This is a genomic window from Candidatus Micrarchaeia archaeon, assembly GCA_041650355.1.
In the GTDB taxonomy this organism is placed as follows: domain Archaea; phylum Micrarchaeota; class Micrarchaeia; order Anstonellales; family Bilamarchaeaceae; genus JAHJBR01.
Map to the genome: position 1 here is coordinate 1 of JBAZLI010000011.1, position 16,261 is coordinate 16,261.

Sequence of the window (16,261 nt, forward strand, 5' to 3'; positions counted from 1 at the left end):
CGCGCAGATACTGCAAAAACGCCTGAACCTACAATCCCGTGAGGGATCGGTTGTCTCGCATCCGGTTCGAGATTCGTCAGCAAAAGCTTCCGACGCACTACCGGATTATGCGACCTCGGCCTAAATATACTCTTTTTAATTGGTAGCTAATAAAATGTTTTGTATGATAGTCCTGAACCTCAAAACCTATCCGGCGAGCATAGAAAAGGCGCTGGATTTCGTCCAAATAGCGAAGGAAATTTCAAAAGAAACAGGCGTGAGGATGCCGGTCGCGGTCCCCTCAATCCACCTCAGGGAAGCGGCGAAGGTGTACAAGGACACGTTCGCACAGCACGTTGACGACAACAAGCCCGGCGCGTTCACGGGCTCCATCCCGGCCGAGGCGGTAAAGGAAGCAAAAGCATCGGGTTCCCTGCTCAACCACTCCGAACGCAAGGTGAATTTCGAAAAGATAAAACTCACTCTGGACAGGATGAACGAGCTGAAGCTCGAAACCGTGATATGCGCGGAAAGCCAGGAGGAAGTGCTCAAAATCGGGCGCCTGAACGGCAAGTACATCGCGATAGAGCCTCCGGAGCTCATAGGCAGCGGAATTTCGGTCTCGAACGCGAAGCCCGAAGTGATAAGAAACACAGTGGAAACCATCGCAACCATAAACGGAGACATGAAGGTGCTCTGCGGCGCGGGCATAGGCACGAAAGAAGACGTGCGGAAAAGCCTGGAATTGGGCGCGAAAGGCGTGCTTCTCGCCTCTGCATTCGTCAATTCCAAAAATCCAAGGGAATTCCTGCGCTCACTTGCCTCTGGCTTTTAGCATGCTTTCGTAGAAAGCCACCATGTCCCTGGCGCAGGCGTTTATCTCGTATTTCCTGGCTGCGGCGCTCGCGTTCTTCGCCATTTTCTCCCTGTTGTTCAGGGCGAGTATTATCTTCTCGGAAAAATCCCCGGCTTCGGAGAAATGGTATCCGCTTTCGCCGTCGCTCACGAATTCGGCGGCCGCGCTGTCTTTGGGCACTACGGCCGGAGTTCCGGTAGCCATTGCCTCAAGCACCACGAGCCCCTGCGTGTCGAAAAACGAAGGGAAGGCGAAAACGTCCGCGGCCCTGTAGAGCGCCGCCATCTCGTTCTGGGGCACGTAGCCGGCGAACACGAAGCTCTCGGCAAGGCCCTTGGACTTCACCAAGTCCTTGTAGTACTGCTCAGCAGGCCCTGTCCCGGCTATGACGAATTTCGCATTCGGCATCTTGTTGACTGTGCTCTGGGCCGCGTCTATTAGGAGCGCAAGGTTCTTCTCAATCACCAGGCGGCCAACGAAAAGCACTATCGGGCCCCCGGGATTGTACCTCTTCTTCATGAATTCGTACTCCACTGCCGGATGGAAGCTCTTGAGGTCCAGCCCTGCGGGCTTCACAAGCACGTTTTTCACCCCCTGCTTCTCCAGTATCGCAGCTGCGAAGGAGCTCGGGGCGATGACCTTGTCGAAATTTGAAAAATACCATGTGAGATATTTCCACGCGACCGACTCGAAAAGCTTCTGCAGGTCCTCGCGGTTGCTCAGGTAGTGCGTCGCGTCAGAAACCATCGTGTGGAACGACACAATTGCAGGGACCCCTATCTTTTTTGCCGCCTGGAAAGCCGCGATGCCTGTCGTTGCGACGCCGTGCGAGTGCACTATGTCCGGCTTTATCTCCTTTATCAGGTTCGTCCCGGATATGAACGGGAAGAGCGCGATGCGGTAGTCCGGATAGGGCTTGAAAGTCGCGGACGTGAAGTAATGCACCCTCGGGTCCTTGTTCTCCTCCTTCTGCTTCTTCGTTCCGGGGGCGAAGACATATACCTCGTGCCCCATCTCCTCGAGCACGCGCTTGTAGCTGGTTATGTATGTCACAACCCCGTCGGTGTTCGGGAGGTAGGTGTCGCTGAAAAACGCTATTTTCATTTCACTGCACCCCAGCAGAACCGGAAAACGAAAGCGATATTTCGGACAAAAGCAGCATCATCTTCAACCACGGATTGCATCCATGAAGTCCACTTCAGAAACCGCGGACGGTATGGTGTTGGACACAAATATGCAGTCGCTCAGCTGGCCCAGCCTTTTGAGCGAATCCTTCAGGAAAAAGCCGTGGGTCGCGGCCAGCGCTATTTTCCCGGCCCCGTTTTTCCTCAGGTTCTCCACCGCCTTCGCCATGGTGGAGCCGGTGGATATCATATCGTCTATCACAAGAACGTTTTTTCCGTTCACGTCGAAATCAATCTCCATCTTCTCTATCGCTCTGTACACGATGTTCCCTTTTCCGTAATCCCCGCGCACCTTCCTCATCCCCTTCCCGCCGCTCATGTAATTCGCGCCCGCGTCCGGGCTTATGACCTCCAAGTCAGCGCCCAGCCGCTCCTTCGCGTGCGCAATGAGCGCAGCGCTCAGGCTGATGTTCCTTACCGGCATCCCGCCGTACTCGAATTCCCCTTCCTTCTTGAGGAAATGGCAGTCGAATGTGGTTACTCTGGAATATCCTGCGAACTTGAGCATCGCCATTACCGCTTCAGCGCTCTTCACTTCGCCCTCGAGCCATGTCTTGTCCTGGCGCGAATAAGGTATGTACGGGGCCACGAGCTCTATGCTCCTGGCTCCCATGAGCGCCTTCGCGATGAATACGGCCTGCACAAGCGCGGTGTCCTGGCCAGGATAGAGCCGGTGATAAACGGTCACGTCTTTTCCTTCGAAACTTTTCGCGTCCGGAACCCTCACGTAGCAGTCCCCATCCGGAAATTCCTTCATCTCCACGGTGGGCTTCATGATGTCTGAAAAATTCGCGGAAACCACTTTTTCCATACTATCACTTTAGTCCGAACTGTTTAAATCCCCGCCATTTCGCCCCGCGCATTATGCCTCCTTTATTTTCAGCGAGTACCTCTCAACGAGCCTGTCGAGCCTCCGCCTGGCCTTGTTCCCCATCCTCGCCAGCTCGGAACGCGAGACGTGTACCGTAATCCCGTCCTCGTTCTCCTCCACCGAGAAGGTGCGCAGGTAATGCTTCAGCACGCTATTCATCTTCTCCCCGAGGCTCGGCTGCCGCGCCTCCCTTCTGCCGGAGCCGGCGCGCTTTCCCAGGTAAGCCTGCCCGCGGACCGGGATTATCACAGTCTCATCCCCGAATTTGTAAATCTCGTATTCGTTGGCCCCAGTCTCGAAGTCCTTCACCTCTATGACCGGCCGTGCCAAATCTCTTTCTGTCATCCCGTAAGGGACTTTCACGGAAGCCGCGAGCTCGTAAATTTTCCGCACCTCGCCGCTCTGGATCAGCACCACCGTGTCTATTATCTGGGGCACTATGCCCATTTCCATCTTGGTTATGAACCTGTGTATCGCGTCTATCGCGCGGTTGGCGTGCACCACACCCACCATCCCCACGCCGGTCATGCGCATGTCCGCATAAATCATGAAATCCTTGAGCACGCGCACTTCGTCGTAAATTGTGTAATCAGGGCGCACCAGCAGCACAATTTCCTTCGTGTTCTCGAAATCCCCCTCAAGCGGCGCGTACTGCGTAATCTCCTTCTTCACCTGCAAATCCCTGGGTTTCTCAAGAGTTTTCACGATTTTTCCCTTCTCCTGGTAAAATTCCGCGAGCGCTGCAGCGAAGGTGGATTTTCCGCTTCCCGGAGGCCCGCAAATCACTATCCCCTCGGCTTTCTCATCAAGCCGCGCCTTGAGCTTTTCGCTCATTTTGTAATCCTGGAGCTTCATCTTCCGTATGGGCCTCACGATTGTTATCTCGAATCCGTCCGAGAACGGCGGCTTGGTTATCACGATGCGGAAGCTCCCCATCTGTATCACGACTGCGCCCCTCTTGTCCGACTCCATGTAATACTCATTATTGCGCTCGGTCGCCTCTATGATTTCCTCGCTCATCGCCCGTATCTCGTTCGTGCTGAGCTGTTTTCCAAGCGAAACGAGGCGCACCTCTCCGGGCTTCCCCACTTTCGCGACCGGAACGCAGTTCTCCTTGAGATGGATGCTCATCGTCTCAGTATTGAAGTACTTTTTGAACGAAAGCTCCTCCGCCTTCTCCTTCGCGTGCAAGTAGAGTGTTTCCACGCCCTCGGCTTCAGCGGCGAGATGCTGCACCTTGTCGCCGGTAATCAGCGTAGCGCCGAGCTCGCTGCCCAGCTTCCTTATGAGCGCGTCTATCTCGCCTCCTTCCTTTGCGAACCTTATCTGCTCTGGTTTTGGGCGCTCGCCCTGGAGCGAAAGCTCGACCCCTTTTTTCGCGCACAGCTCTCGCAGTCTTTTCATCACTGCGAACCCGGCGAACCCGGTTTCCTTCCCCTCGTTCGCTTGGTGCTCTATCTCGGCTATGGAAGCGTTCGCGACGTATAGCGTGCCTGAAACCTCGCCGCTTTCAAGGAGATCTATTATCCTCCCGTCAACAATTACGCTCGTGTCCGCGATGAACCTGTTTTTCATATTTTCGCTTTGGCTTGAAAATTATTTAAACCCCCTGCAGTCAAAACACATCATGAAGGTTCTGATGGTGGTCGCGCCGGTGAATTTCCAGGACAGGGAATACGAAGACACGAGGAAGGAGCTGGAGAATGCAGGAATCGGGATTGAAACTGCGAGCACCCGCGCAGGAACTTGCACCGGAAGGTTCGGGGGAAAAGTGGAAGCAAAAGCCCTCGGTGAAATGAAAGCGGATGATTTTGATGCAATAATTTTCATAGGCGGCCCTGGAACCCCGCTCGTTCGCGCTGATGAAAAAGCCGTGAAGCTCGCGCAGGAATTCAGCGGAAAAGGGAAACTGGTTTGCGCAATATGCTGGGCATCAACTATTTTGGCAAAAGCAGGAATTCTCGTGAACAAACGGGCCACACTGTGGGTCGGCTTTGACGGGGAATACGGAAAAAGCACGGATGAAATGCTCAGCGATGAGGGCGCGATAGTTGAAAGAAAACCCGTCGTAATAGATGGAAAAATAATAACCGCGGACGGCCCTGCGCACGCAAGCGTATTCGGGAGGGAGATTGCAAAAGCCCTGAAAACGCAGGGCTAAAGAACATCCGCCTTCACTTTCCCGACTCCGAGCGCAAAAATCAGTTTTCCCAGTCTCGGACCCTTCTCCTTCCCGATGAGCGTTAGGTAAATCTGCTTGAAGAATTCAGCCGGAACTATTCCTTTCTCTTTAGCGAAATTGAACACAGCATTGTGTATCGCAAGCGCATCTGCGTTGTCTGGTAGTGCAGTCATGAGGTCCTTCACGTTGCCATCCGCCTTCCTGGGCTGGTATTTGAAATTGTACTCGTCAGGGACGTAATCCTTTGCAATCCACTCCTCCACGTAATTTTTCAAGTATTGCATCCCTTCAGCGTCCCCAAGTGCCTCTCCGGTTTTGGCCCAGTCCTGGTAGATTGAATGATACATGAGCACGTCCTTGAACAGGGCTTTCCAGTGCCTTTTCCCGGAGAGCATGTACGCGAACGCCCTTTTCCGCCCGGCCCTGTCTAAATTCCCCAGTCCTTCTTCAGTGAGTTCCTGGCTCTGCTCGTATTCCTCCATCATCCTCAGCAGACTATCCTTACTAGGGCTTATGTCCTTGTTCTCGCCCAAATCCGGCCTGGCGAGTATGAAAGTGATGACTTCAGGCGGAAGCAAGCTCATGAGATCCGAAACGCCCATCCCTATTCCCTTGCTCTTCGAGTATTTCTTCCCCTGGAAGAGTATGAACCCGTATTTGTACCCTATTGGCGGCTCTTTTTTGAACATCTCAGTGAAAACAACCTCCAAAGTATCCCGGCTCCCGCCTTTGGTGAAGTGGTCCATGCCGGCTCCTTCGCAGCTGGTTCCGAAAAGGTCCTGCCACATCGGCCAGTGCAGCCTCCATGTTATCTTGTAATGGCGGTTCCCTACCGCGTCCTTGCCCGAGAATCCGCACCCTTTCGTGTATTTCACGTCCCGGTCGCACGCGTATTCGTAATTCTCAGTATCGTGCGAGAGCACGCGCGTGGTCGCGATTCTGCCGCACTTTTCGCATATGGGCATTATCGGGCTCCAGTCCTTCTTCTCTTCCTTGCCGCTCGTGCGCTCCACTATCTCCTTCGCCTGCTTCTCGTTCTCCAAAAAGAATTTCGCGTATCTGTCCGGCTTTCCTGATGCATAGAGTTCGTTCATCCGGATTATCTTCGCCTCAATCCCGAATTTTCCCATTATCCCAACCACTTCATCCAGGAAATGGTCCCCGAAGCTCCTGCTTTTTCCCGTGGGGTCAGGCACGTGCGCGAGCGGCTTTCCCAGGTGCGGCGCAAGCGTTTTCTCATGCTCCTTCATGGAAAGCGGTACGGAATCGAACGCGTCCATTATGTCTGCCATGAAATAGAATTCGGTCTCGTGCTTGTTCTTCACCAGCATGTCCCGTATTTTGGAAGGATAGAGGAATTCGCACAAAGTTCCGAGATGGGCCGGCCCGGAGGTGGTTATTCCGGAACTTATTACAAATGGGGGCTTCTTTTTCTCCGCAACCTCAAAAGCCAGCTTTTCCGCCCAGTGCATGTTGTTCCTGTCCATAAACAAATCACTCTAATGGCATTGTCGTTCATTATTTCCCGGCAATCTTTTTAAATGATTGACGCGATAGCCAGTGGGTGGTTTCATGAACAAATTCGTTATTCTCGCATTGGCTGCAATCATGCTTGTAGGATGCACCCAGCAGGTGCCCAAATTGCCGAACGTGACTATTCCAGGCACGACTCCGAGCGTGAACGTGACTGTAAATACTTCGGGCACAACTCAAACCTCTGGCCAGGGCCAGCAGGCGAATCAAACAGATTCAACTGGCCAGACTGGCGGCCAGACGGTAAGCTCGTTCAACCATTACGACCTGTTCGTGAAAGACGTTTCGTTCAACACGTCTGCGCCAGTGGTGTCCTTTTTCACCACCATGACTGTGAAAGTCGGATACGAGGGCAAGATGAAGCCGGCAAAATACAAGATTACTTATTACGACAACAATGATTTGGTGCAGTCCAAGACCATCCTGGCTCCGAAGGAGGAGGAATCCGCGAGCTTCTACTGGCTCCCGGTTTCGGACGGAAACCATGCCTTGAGGATAGTGGTGGAAACCCTGGACGAAACCACAACCGAAGACGGCCCGGCATCGAACAACCAGGTGGAAAGGAGCTTAGGCGTGCTTCCGATAGGGGTGTCAGGCGGGAGCTCCGGAAAGGAAATCACAACGAGATTCTACCGCGCCCAGCAGTTCGAGGTCCAGAACAAAATCGGCATAGGGGCGGTTTCACTCTACCTCAAGTCGGACAGGATGCCCAAGGACGTGCAGCTGGTGGTCCAGCTCAGGAGGGACGATTTGGGCAAGCCAGGCATCGGGGCCAACATACTGAAAACAGACTACCTTTCGGCGAAGAGCATAGACGCGCCCCAGTGGTTCACGATATCGTACGGCACCAACGGGCTCTACCTGGACCAGGGGAAATACTGGGTGGTCGCATATCTGGCCGAAGACAGCCCGGACAGCCCGCAATGGATAAATTCTGCAACCAGCTACCCAGGAGCGTCGGCTGTACTGGACAAGACCGAAGGGTACGGAAACATATGGAACTCTGATTCCGGAAGCTTCGCATTTGAGGTTTCGACGTCGCCCTAGCTTTTCTTTTTCCATCTTTTAACTTTTTCTCCCATGCATAAGTTTAAAAAGATGCAAATGCATATTTGCTCTCATATAACTATTTGTAATCGTGGTGGTCCGATGGCAAGCCAATCCGGGGATGGTCGTGATGTGGAAGGCAGGAGCATATTGGACACCATCAAAGAGGACCGCTATGTGCTCATAATGGCCGTGGCAGTGCTGATTTTCATAGCGAGCTCATCGCTCGCGCTCATGAATTCTTCTTCGGGGCAGGGCATAAACCCGACGCCTTTCGTATCTGCCCAGGTTGAAGGCGGAACCGTAAAGCTCACTTGGGGCGCTTCGGACACCCCTGGGGTCTCAGGCTACAATATATATAGGAGCGCATCCAGCGGTGTGCTCGGGGCAAAGGTGAACCAGGACCTGGTCAGCGGGCTTTCCTACGAGGACAGCGCAGGCCCGGGTATTTACCATTATACGGTCAGGGCTTCCACAGGCCCGAGCGAGGACAAGAGCCTCAACCAGCTCATCGTGGTGGTTTCGGACCAGGTGCCAACCAGGCTTTCCATCGCCATAAATGGGGGTGGGCAGTACGCTACATCCGAATCAGTCACCCTCTCGCTATCAGCGCAGGACGCGGTTTCATGCAGGTACAAGAATGACGAGGATTTGGCCTGGTCGCCTTGGGAAAAATACGCTTCCGGGAAGGCATGGGCATTGAGCGCCGGCGCAGACGGAGAGAGGCTGGTTGCCTACCAGTGCAAGGGCACCGGAGAGAGCGATATAGCCGTCGCGAAGACGATACTTGACAGGACCCCGCCGTCGGTAGTGTACGTGCTTTCCACGACCGCTGGCGAGGTGACGCTCAGCGTGTTCGTGAAAGACCTGCTGAGCGAGTCGGTGGACTGTGCAGTTTCAATAGACGGCGCTGAAGAGGCGTTCTCGGTGGCGCTCGGAGCCGGCAAAGAAGGCGCATACGTGTATAAGAAGAACCTTGCAAAGGGCGAGCCCAGCATCGCGCTGGGCTGCTCAGACAACGCCGGCAACAGGAAAGACGTTCCTGCGCAGGAAGTGTCAGTGCAATGATCCACGGCGCTTCCCATGCAACGCGACCTGCCGCTGATTTTCCTTGCCTCGCTCGGGCTTTTTGCCGCGCTCCTGATTTTTTCGTTCCTGGCTTTCACCTCTGGCTTCAAGCCGCTGAAGCTGAGCGAGCAGCCTCTAGAAAAGAGCAGCGTGTTTTCGCCTAGGCCCGGAGACGGCCTCGCTTACTCGTACTCTGCGCAGGATTTCAACGGAACCGTGGTGTTCCTTTTCGGGCGCAAGACGATTCCGTCTGCAAACCTGTCCCAGCACGTTTACGCGAACTGCACGCTCGTGGTAATCCAGGGCATCAATTCTTCAATGTGCATAAATTCCGACGGCACGGACGGGTCCGACAACGCCGGCCTAGCTGACGGGTTTTTCTTTTTCTCGCCCTGGATGCTCGCGGCTTCCGAGAACCTCAGCTGGAACTCCAGCGTGCTCAACAGCATAGATGGCAGCGAGGTAGAGTACACGTCGGTGCGGTTCGACAGGAGCGGAACGTACCTAGGAAGGGCCGCGTTCATATTCAACGTGACAGAGCGCGACCTTTTCAGGGAGACGAACAAAACCGTTTGGGTGGACCGGAGCGAGCGGGTACTCCTGAAAGAAGAATGGGAAAACGGGACAATAGAGCTCATTCAGGGCTATTTTCCCTTACAACAACGAGCGGAATGACTCCTTCTCCGAGCTCCTTCTCGGCAATCTTTATGTAATCCACTTCGTTCTCAATGCCGGACGCGAGCGGAGGGGCTCCGAAATAGAGTTGAAGGGCCCTTGCCCCTATAATCCTAGCTCTCTCGTACTTTGTGAGTTCCACAAAAATCACCATCAGCTATTTTTGGCACTCTTTGCCTTTCTTGGAGAAGTGCTATCCACTCCGAGATTTTTATACCTTTCGTCCCGCATCTCCTTTATCTCGGCTCTGAGCGCCGTGATTTCCCTGAGCAAGTCGTCGGCCGAGATTTTCTCATCCTCCGGCTTCCTCATGTGCGTCATCCGCGCCTGCTCGACTTTTTCCAGTATTTCGTCTATCAGCACCTTGTAATTTCCCACCCCGGGAAGCACGCCTTCCGCATGGCCCGAGCGCGTCCCGGCCGTTTCTATCTTGAGCGTGGCCAAATCCAGTATCTTTTCCGGGAGCGTGCGCAATACGTGCACGTCCTGCACTTTTTCCAGGGGTATGTCAATCCTCTCGGTCTGGAGCACGCCCTTCCTTATGACTATCTCCTTGTCGCTTATGTAATACTTGTAATTCCTGTAATCCAGCTCCATCCATGCGGCGTACGGCGCGAGCAGCAGAAGCATTATCACGAGAAACAGCGCTGCGTAGAGCGAAGGCGGGACGCCTAAAATCCCTTCGGTGAAAAAAACCGGCGCCAAAGAAGAGAGGATGAGCCAGACTACGAGGGCCAGAAGCGCCACGCCCCCTTCCCAGATTATGCGCACCTTCGGGTCCAGGTGCCTTATCTCGCTTTCATCTAGCGGATCTGCCATGGTTTTAATCCGCTTCCATTCTTTATAAACCTCGCTGCTTTTCAGGGGATAAACACGCCCATTTTGCCTTGCCTGCGCTCGACAAACGGACCGTAAATTGCTAATCGCAATTTCCGGAGATTTGAACTCTAACATGCTTAAAACCAGTAATCATTTGGAGGGGGAGTCGGGAGGAACACAGGAACCTGAGGGGGAACCTCTTATTGGCGCTATTTTGGTTCCCCCTTGGGTTTGTGAAGTGGGGTTATAGAGATTTGAACTCTAACATGCTGGTTTCTTATTCCGTTTCCGGGACCTGGAGCCAGCCGCGCTGCCTGGTTACGCCATAACCCCCACATATCCCTTTTTTCTTTAGAAAAGAAAAAAGGTCTGAGTGTTTCACCCCAAAAAAGAAACTTCCCTATATATTCTTAGCAAGGAACTGATTTAAAGATTTGCAACGCACTACACGCTTTCCGCGCCCCCCTTTCCGAGCGCGTTCTCCTTCCTTTCCAGAATCTCCTCCACCAATGCCTTGTAATCCGTGACCGCAGGTATGACGTTGTGGTCCCCTTCCTGCTTCTCAGCGGTTTCTACCTTTATTGCGGCGGAGCCGAGTATCCGCTGGGCCAGGCTGCGGTAAATGGATATATTCTGTATCTTCACGTAAGGTATGACCGTGCTTTCGGTGCGAAGTATCCCGTGCCTTATAACCACTTCGCTGTCCGTTAGCGCGTAGTAAAAATTCCTGAATCTCAGTTCTATGTAGGCTATATAGCCCAAAAATGCCGCAAGTGCGCAAGCCAGCACGTAAGACAGCGCGCCGGGCGTCTGGGACAAGGCGAAACTTAGGAGAACAGCGAGCACCGCTATGGTGAGCATACCCTTCGCTCCCCATATAAGCCTCGCCCTTTTCGACAGGCTGCGTCTTTCAAGCTCCCTTATCATTCCATCCCCCTATCATTTTCACGACTTCATCCACAGCCGCGTTCTCGAAGCCCTCGCTTATCTTGAGCGCCGCGGCCCTGGCATGGCCCCCGCCGTTTTCCACGAAGTCCGGGAAGCTGGATTTCATCCTTCTCACGATTTCGTCGCCCCGGATTCCCCTAGAAGCAGCGGCCCCGTTGAGCCGGAATATGAGCCCTTTTCTCGCGAATCCGAGCACCAGCAACGGCCCTTCATCAGTATGCAGTTCAAGCACCCTGCTCACAATCTTCCCCTTCGTGGGGAATTCCCTTTTTTCAGCCACTCCATCCAGGTTAACAGTGCAAATCTGCACTCCCCCTGCGGTTCTTGTCTTTACGGCTTTGGAAAGCGTCCGGTCCAGCTCCTCCATCTTCGTTTTCGCCTGGTGCAGCACGGAATCGAATAATTGCCTATTGGACAGAAGCTCGGAAAACAGCTCGGTGCCGCTTCCGCCCCCTGAATAGGTTGCTGCGAAATCCAGCACGAGCGCGCTTTCCCTATCCTCTTTCGAGAGTTCGAGCACAGGGCTCTTGTCCCCAGCGCAGGCTGTGCGTTCCAGCCCCGCGCTTTCGGAGCCGAGCATGTGCGCAAGGGCTGCGCACAAATAGCCTGCTGGGTAGTCGGAACCGTCTTCTATTCCGGATTTCCACGGGTTAGCCCAGGCGGAAAATAATCCGTTCTGCGCGCTTCCAGGCGGATGGTGGTCTATTGCGACCAGCTCTATTCCTCCAGCTCTGGCAAGCCCGAGCCCCTCGGCGCTGTCATCCCCGCTCCCGAAGTCCAATAGAATGATGAGCGGCTTGAACTGCTGGCCCATCCGCTCAAGGTCCCTTATCGCGTCCCCTACTGAATAAATCGCTGAATTCTGCTGGGCATAGCCGGCCTTAAGGAATTTTTTCAGCGTAAGGGCTGAAGAAATGCCGTCCGCGTCACCGTGGAACCTCACCAAAATGAACCTGCCGAGCGCCGAGGCGGCCATGATTTTCCTGGCAACGGTTCCGATATCATCCTTCATCGGTTCGGCGCGCCCGCCCAGGAGAGCGCTTTCCTTAAGTTTCACAGAAGCGCGCAACAGTGCCTCTACCTTTGGATAAATGTCCGGGACGCGCTCGACTTTGCGCGCCACCCACGCGGTCCTGCCGTGCTCTGCGCGTTCGCACACCGCGTGCACGCTTTCCCCTGGCTGGATGAAGTCCCTGGAAGCGAATTCCATGGCGCTCTCGCCGTTGTGCAGCACGCAGGTGAAGCTTTCCCTTCCGTACGTTCTGATGACCAGCCCCTCAACTTCAATTTCCATGGAGGCTATTTCGCTCTGCCCCTTTATTTATTATGCGTCCGGCTCTCGCCGGCAAATCAATATGTTTTAAAATGAGTTCGACGATTTACCATATAAAATAAGGAAGGCAGGTGTAAAAATGGCAATGAATCGTTCCATGCTATTCTCCTACGGCTCGGCAGGGCTCGCGGCCCTCTGCGCCCTGGGCTCATTTTCAGTGGCTGGTCAGGGGGGCCCGCTGGCGCTCGCGGCCGGGGTTTTTGCAGCCGCAGGTGCAGTGCTCGCGGTGCTGTTCTACAACTTCGGCTACATATTCGTGCCGCTCATAACCCAGTGGACCAAGACGGTCGTGATAACGGATACGGGATATGAGATTCCGCCGAGCCAGGACGTGATATTGAGGAAAGGCGAAGGCGGGTCGTACTACGCATCCATGTTCCTGGGCATAAGGATATTCGAGAGCGCCTCGGAGAAGAACATGGAGCAGAACATCGCATACAACGAATTTTTCGAGCGCGCCATATCCAACCTCAAGTTCGTCACCAAAATCTCGTATTTGCTCTACGTGGAGGACGTGAGCGAGAAGAGGAAGGTGATAGAGACCCGCAAGGCGGAGGCCCAGCTCAGGCTCGCGCGCGAGAGGGAAAAATCCGAACCGGACGTGCTCAAGCTGGACCGGTACGAGAGGGAAGTCGCGAAATGGGATGCGGAGCTCAACAAGCTCATCAAGGGGATAAAACCCATGGGCGCGATAGCCTACGCGATGACTACGGCGATCGGGATAACCAAGGAATCCGCGACCGCAGTGGTGCGCAGCCAGGCCAACGAGCTCAAGGCGGTGCTCGCGAACGCGCTCAACGTGGAAATCGAGGTGCTTTCAGCCAACGAGATGCTGAAGACTTTCGAGTGGGAAAAGATGATACCCTCGACCGGCCAGGAGCTGGAAGAGTCGGTGATATGAGATGGGCAGGCTTTACCTCTGCAAGATTTCCAATTACGAGGTTTCCAGGAGGAACATACTGGTCCACCCGCCCGAGCCCCCCATGGAGGTGCTTTTCGGAGACCCGGGGGACAGCATCTACATAGGACGGACGCGCATATTCCACGTCCCGTTCTACTGGTCCTACAAGCACGTGACCAACCCGCACATATGCGCAGTTGGGATAACAGGCAGCGGAAAATCCTACTTCATCAAGACCTTCCTCATGCGCGCCAGCTTCGTGTGGAATTCAAACGCCCTGATAATTGACTGGGCAGGGGAATATAAGGACTGGGTGAAGCAGACAGGGGGCAGGGTAATCTCCCTGGGAAAAGGGGCGTACCTGAACCTCCTGGATTTGGGCGGCATGAAACCCTATGACAGGATAAAGCAGGTGATGCGCACCCTCGAGCTTCTCACTGACATAGCCCAGTATCCTGAGCAGAGGCGCCTCACCGAAGTCGCGATAGAAAAAGCGTACATGAAGAACAAGTTCAAGATGGATTCGACGGAGCAGAGGGACGAGATAGGCAAGCACCTGCTCGCGCCCACGCTCAAGGACGTGCTCAAAATCCTGGAGGAGCAGAGCAAGCTGGGCACCTACGAATTCCCGGCTGAGCTGGAAAATGCAATCTACAGGCTCAAGCAGTTCACCAAACCCGGGGAAGATTTCTTCGCTCAGCAGAGCACGATAAGCCTGGACGAGATAACTAGCGCAGGCCTAGTGGATTTGGACCTCTCAGGGCTCCCGGACGAGACGTTCAGGGCGCTCGGCGCGCTTTCCGTGCTGCAGTTCATAAAGGAGAAGATGCGCGCGAGCGGGTGGGCGAAGGAGAAAGGGCTCAAGCTCATCATAGTGCTCGACGAGGCGTGGAAAATCGCGAAGGAGGACAACAGCGACGCGGTCATGATAGTAAGGGAAGGAAGGAAATACAACTTCGGGCTGATAGTGGCGAGCCAGAATCCGACGGACATAAGCGAGTCCATATTCTCCAACGTCGGAACCACTTTCATATTGAAGGTGAAGTTCGAGAAGTTCCTGGATTACCTCCAGGGCACGCTCAACTTCAGCAACTTCATGCGCAGCGAGATAAGCAAGTTCGGGGTCGGCGAAGCCGCGGTCAACATGGCATTTCACACCACATCGCAGTTCCCGAGCACCTTCCTTATGGATAAGATAGAAGGCGAGGAGCCGATAAAGGAGCTGTTCCTGGATCTGGACAAAGTGCTCACAGACGAGCAAAAGAGGGATGTCAACATGCCGAAAAGTATTTCATTCCCAAAGGAGGACGTGCGGAAAAAGCTCAGGCAGTACGGCCTGGGCGAGGACAGGGTGGAGGAGCTGTCCAAGCTGTTCGAGCAGAAGAGCAGACACCTGGACATAATATCCTTCGTGATTCTCCTGGAGCGCTACGGCCTCGCGAGGAGCAACATCGCCACGTTCATGAAGGACATGAACATAGACGACAGCACGATAATCAACATATTCACGAAAGCGGACTACAAGAAGGAGGACCTGGGCAGCAGGGATATCACACAAGTAATTCTAGACGAGGATTGATACAATGGCCAGGGTTTGCATAGTGTGCGAGAAGGAGCCTGCGGGCGAGGCGTATCCGGTGCTGGACGACGCGATAATAAACTTCATACGGGCAGCCAAGAAGAAACTGGGGCTGGCGCGGAACAACGAGCTTTTCGTGTGCAAGGAATGCCACCCCACGTACGCGGAGCGGAGGAAAAAGTTCGAAAAGAACCTGGTGTTCTTCATAGCCGGCGGGGTGATAATCTTCTTCGTGATAAACGCGTTCCAGCTTTTCTCGGGCAGGTTCAGCGTATTCACTTTCCTCGCATCCATATTCTTCGGAATTCTCATCGCGTCGTTCCCTGTGCTGAGCTATGTGCCTGCGATAAGGCAGGACGCGGGCCAGGAAGCCAAAGAGGAGCAAGCGGCGCGAATTGAAGGGAGGCGCCCGGAAAAGCCCGAGCGCAAAGCCGGGCAGAAAGCGAAGCCCCGCAAATAGCGTGATTCCCATGGCAGAAGAGAAAAAAGCCGCGGAAAGCCCCCGCGTGGACGGTTTCAAGGTCTTTGCGAAGCTCGAAGTGAGCATGAAGGACCTCGAGTCCAGGCTCCGCTCTGTCTCCTCGCTAGAAACCCTGGCCGAGAAGGACTGCGTGAGCGCAGTGTACGTGGAGAGTAGGGACATATCCAAGAACCCGTACACGTTCGCGCTCTTCAAGTTCAAGCCCGAGCACGTGGAGGTGCTTTATTCAATACCCCCGACATCGGCCCCCAAGAAGCGCAAGCTCGACATGGTCCGCTATTTCCTCAACCTTCTCACCTACCTCAATTCCGCGTATTCCGTTGAGCCGTCGGCAACGTTCCAGCTGGTTGACGCGGCCCTCAAGGACCTGAACGAGTTCGTGAGCCTGGACTACAACAAGCTTTACACGAGCTATGACAACATGAAGAAGGATTACGAGGACGCCTCGAGGCGGCTGAAAAAGCTCCAGCAGGACATGGGCGTGCTCAAGAGCCAGAATTACGAGCTCAGAACCAGGAACGACGAGCTCCAGCTCAGGGTGAAGCAGCTTGAAGTTCTCAGCGACGAGACGCTCAGGGAGAAAGTGCAGGAATGGATTTCAGAGCACGGGAGCGAGATAAACATCTCAGACTTCGCGAAATTCCATAGGGTGCCTGAGACGCGGGTGGAAGAGATCCTCAACTTCCTGGTGCGCGAAGGCTTCATACAGGCGGTGCAGTGAGCGCGTGCAGCGGGCGTTGATGGAATGGTCCAGATAAAAAAAATCGGGAAAATCCGGAAGCAGACCTACAAGTGCGAGTTGCGC

General features: G+C 54.3%; 17 protein-coding genes and 1 tRNA gene. 9 read left to right on the forward strand and 9 right to left on the reverse strand.

Annotated features, from left to right (window positions below; translation table 11 throughout):
- Positions 1-163 precede the first annotated feature (163 nt).
- Positions 164-814, forward strand: coding sequence for a triose-phosphate isomerase (gene tpiA / locus WC488_01470; GenBank protein ID MFA5077075.1), 651 nt, complete (start codon positions 164-166; stop codon positions 812-814).
- Here the strand turns inward: tpiA and WC488_01475 are convergent.
- The 3 genes from WC488_01475 to WC488_01485 all read right to left on the reverse strand — a co-directional run bounded on the left by WC488_01475 (position 794) and on the right by WC488_01485 (position 4,465).
- Positions 794-1,939, reverse strand: a complete 1,146-nt coding sequence (locus tag WC488_01475; GenBank protein MFA5077076.1) for a glycosyltransferase — start codon at positions 1,937-1,939, stop codon at positions 794-796. The genes tpiA and WC488_01475 overlap by 21 nt on opposite strands.
- A 63-nt stretch (positions 1,940-2,002) precedes the next feature.
- Positions 2,003-2,830: a ribose-phosphate diphosphokinase gene (gene prs / locus WC488_01480; GenBank protein ID MFA5077077.1), complete on the reverse strand. Its 828-nt coding sequence runs from the start codon at positions 2,828-2,830 to the stop codon at positions 2,003-2,005.
- Between the two features lie 51 nt (positions 2,831-2,881).
- Positions 2,882-4,465 (reverse strand): ATPase, T2SS/T4P/T4SS family, encoded by a 1,584-nt coding sequence (locus tag WC488_01485; GenBank protein MFA5077078.1) that lies wholly within the window; start codon positions 4,463-4,465, stop codon positions 2,882-2,884.
- Between the two features lie 52 nt (positions 4,466-4,517).
- Here WC488_01485 and WC488_01490 point away from each other — a divergent pair, with 52 nt between their 5' ends.
- Positions 4,518-5,051, forward strand: a complete 534-nt coding sequence (locus WC488_01490) for a DJ-1/PfpI family protein (protein ID MFA5077079.1) — start codon at positions 4,518-4,520, stop codon at positions 5,049-5,051.
- Here the strand turns inward: WC488_01490 and lysS are convergent.
- Entirely contained in the window at positions 5,048-6,559 is a 1,512-nt protein-coding gene (gene lysS / locus WC488_01495) for a lysine--tRNA ligase (protein MFA5077080.1), read from the reverse strand. The two genes, WC488_01490 and lysS, sit on opposite strands and share 4 nt — an antisense overlap.
- A gap of 85 nt (positions 6,560-6,644) precedes the next feature.
- Between lysS and WC488_01500 the strand changes: the two genes are divergently transcribed.
- The 3 genes from WC488_01500 (at position 6,645) to WC488_01510 (ending at position 9,395) form a co-directional block, all read left to right on the forward strand.
- Positions 6,645-7,652, forward strand: a complete 1,008-nt coding sequence (locus WC488_01500) for a CARDB domain-containing protein (protein ID MFA5077081.1) — start codon at positions 6,645-6,647, stop codon at positions 7,650-7,652.
- Between the two features lie 102 nt (positions 7,653-7,754).
- Entirely contained in the window at positions 7,755-8,720 is a 966-nt protein-coding gene (locus WC488_01505) for a hypothetical protein (GenBank protein MFA5077082.1), read from the forward strand.
- Positions 8,721-8,735: 15 nt separating this feature from the next.
- Positions 8,736-9,395 carry a hypothetical protein gene (locus WC488_01510; protein MFA5077083.1) on the forward strand — a complete coding sequence of 220 codons (660 nt, stop codon included), beginning with the start codon at positions 8,736-8,738 and terminating at the stop codon, positions 9,393-9,395.
- On the opposite strand, the gene WC488_01515 is transcribed toward WC488_01510, so the two are convergent.
- From WC488_01515 to WC488_01535, 5 genes are all read right to left on the reverse strand, one after another.
- Complete coding sequence (locus WC488_01515) at positions 9,355-9,537, reverse strand: DNA-directed RNA polymerase subunit K (GenBank protein ID MFA5077084.1); 183 nt, start codon at positions 9,535-9,537, stop codon at positions 9,355-9,357. The two genes, WC488_01510 and WC488_01515, sit on opposite strands and share 41 nt — an antisense overlap.
- 11 nt (positions 9,538-9,548) lie before the next feature.
- Positions 9,549-10,214: a PH domain-containing protein gene (locus WC488_01520; protein MFA5077085.1), complete on the reverse strand. Its 666-nt coding sequence runs from the start codon at positions 10,212-10,214 to the stop codon at positions 9,549-9,551.
- Positions 10,215-10,453: 239 nt separating this feature from the next.
- Positions 10,454-10,547, reverse strand: a tRNA-Trp gene (locus tag WC488_01525).
- Positions 10,548-10,658: 111 nt separating this feature from the next.
- Positions 10,659-11,141, reverse strand: a complete 483-nt coding sequence (locus tag WC488_01530; GenBank protein ID MFA5077086.1) for a PH domain-containing protein — start codon at positions 11,139-11,141, stop codon at positions 10,659-10,661.
- Positions 11,125-12,456 (reverse strand): DHH family phosphoesterase, encoded by a 1,332-nt coding sequence (locus tag WC488_01535; protein ID MFA5077087.1) that lies wholly within the window; start codon positions 12,454-12,456, stop codon positions 11,125-11,127. The genes WC488_01530 and WC488_01535 overlap by 17 nt, the downstream gene beginning before the upstream one ends.
- A 118-nt stretch (positions 12,457-12,574) precedes the next feature.
- Here WC488_01535 and WC488_01540 point away from each other — a divergent pair, with 118 nt between their 5' ends.
- Genes WC488_01540 through WC488_01555 form a run of 4 tightly spaced genes read left to right on the forward strand, consistent with a single transcriptional unit; the run spans position 12,575 to position 16,177 of the window.
- Positions 12,575-13,396, forward strand: a complete 822-nt coding sequence (locus tag WC488_01540; protein MFA5077088.1) for a hypothetical protein — start codon at positions 12,575-12,577, stop codon at positions 13,394-13,396.
- A 1-nt stretch (position 13,397) separates the two neighbouring features.
- Positions 13,398-14,975, forward strand: coding sequence for an ATP-binding protein (locus WC488_01545; protein ID MFA5077089.1), 1,578 nt, complete (start codon positions 13,398-13,400; stop codon positions 14,973-14,975).
- Positions 14,976-14,979: 4 nt separating this feature from the next.
- Positions 14,980-15,435 (forward strand): hypothetical protein, encoded by a 456-nt coding sequence (locus tag WC488_01550; protein ID MFA5077090.1) that lies wholly within the window; start codon positions 14,980-14,982, stop codon positions 15,433-15,435.
- A 10-nt stretch (positions 15,436-15,445) separates the two neighbouring features.
- On the forward strand, positions 15,446-16,177 hold the full coding sequence (locus WC488_01555; protein MFA5077091.1) for a hypothetical protein: 732 nt from the start codon (positions 15,446-15,448) through the stop codon (positions 16,175-16,177).
- The last annotated feature ends 84 nt before the right edge of the window (positions 16,178-16,261 follow it).

Bases quoted from the DNA above. Each gene is read 5' to 3' on its own strand.
- WC488_01485 (MFA5077078.1), bottom strand. From the start codon at position 4,465: ATGAAAAACAGGTTCATCGCGGACACGAGCGTAATTGTTGACGGGAGG.
- WC488_01535 (MFA5077087.1), bottom strand. From the start codon at position 12,456: ATGGAAATTGAAGTTGAGGGGCTGGTCATCAGAACGTACGGAAGGGAA.
- tpiA (MFA5077075.1), top strand. From the start codon at position 164: ATGATAGTCCTGAACCTCAAAACCTATCCGGCGAGCATAGAAAAGGCG.
- WC488_01500 (MFA5077081.1), top strand. From the start codon at position 6,645: ATGAACAAATTCGTTATTCTCGCATTGGCTGCAATCATGCTTGTAGGA.
- WC488_01545 (MFA5077089.1), top strand. From the start codon at position 13,398: ATGGGCAGGCTTTACCTCTGCAAGATTTCCAATTACGAGGTTTCCAGG.
- WC488_01520 (MFA5077085.1), bottom strand. From the start codon at position 10,214: ATGGCAGATCCGCTAGATGAAAGCGAGATAAGGCACCTGGACCCGAAG.
- WC488_01550 (MFA5077090.1), top strand. From the start codon at position 14,980: ATGGCCAGGGTTTGCATAGTGTGCGAGAAGGAGCCTGCGGGCGAGGCG.
- WC488_01555 (MFA5077091.1), top strand. From the start codon at position 15,446: ATGGCAGAAGAGAAAAAAGCCGCGGAAAGCCCCCGCGTGGACGGTTTC.
- prs (MFA5077077.1), bottom strand. From the start codon at position 2,830: ATGGAAAAAGTGGTTTCCGCGAATTTTTCAGACATCATGAAGCCCACC.
- WC488_01530 (MFA5077086.1), bottom strand. From the start codon at position 11,141: ATGATAAGGGAGCTTGAAAGACGCAGCCTGTCGAAAAGGGCGAGGCTT.
- lysS (MFA5077080.1), bottom strand. From the start codon at position 6,559: ATGGACAGGAACAACATGCACTGGGCGGAAAAGCTGGCTTTTGAGGTT.
- WC488_01505 (MFA5077082.1), top strand. From the start codon at position 7,755: ATGGCAAGCCAATCCGGGGATGGTCGTGATGTGGAAGGCAGGAGCATA.
- WC488_01490 (MFA5077079.1), top strand. From the start codon at position 4,518: ATGAAGGTTCTGATGGTGGTCGCGCCGGTGAATTTCCAGGACAGGGAA.
- WC488_01540 (MFA5077088.1), top strand. From the start codon at position 12,575: ATGGCAATGAATCGTTCCATGCTATTCTCCTACGGCTCGGCAGGGCTC.
- WC488_01510 (MFA5077083.1), top strand. From the start codon at position 8,736: ATGCAACGCGACCTGCCGCTGATTTTCCTTGCCTCGCTCGGGCTTTTT.
- WC488_01475 (MFA5077076.1), bottom strand. From the start codon at position 1,939: ATGAAAATAGCGTTTTTCAGCGACACCTACCTCCCGAACACCGACGGG.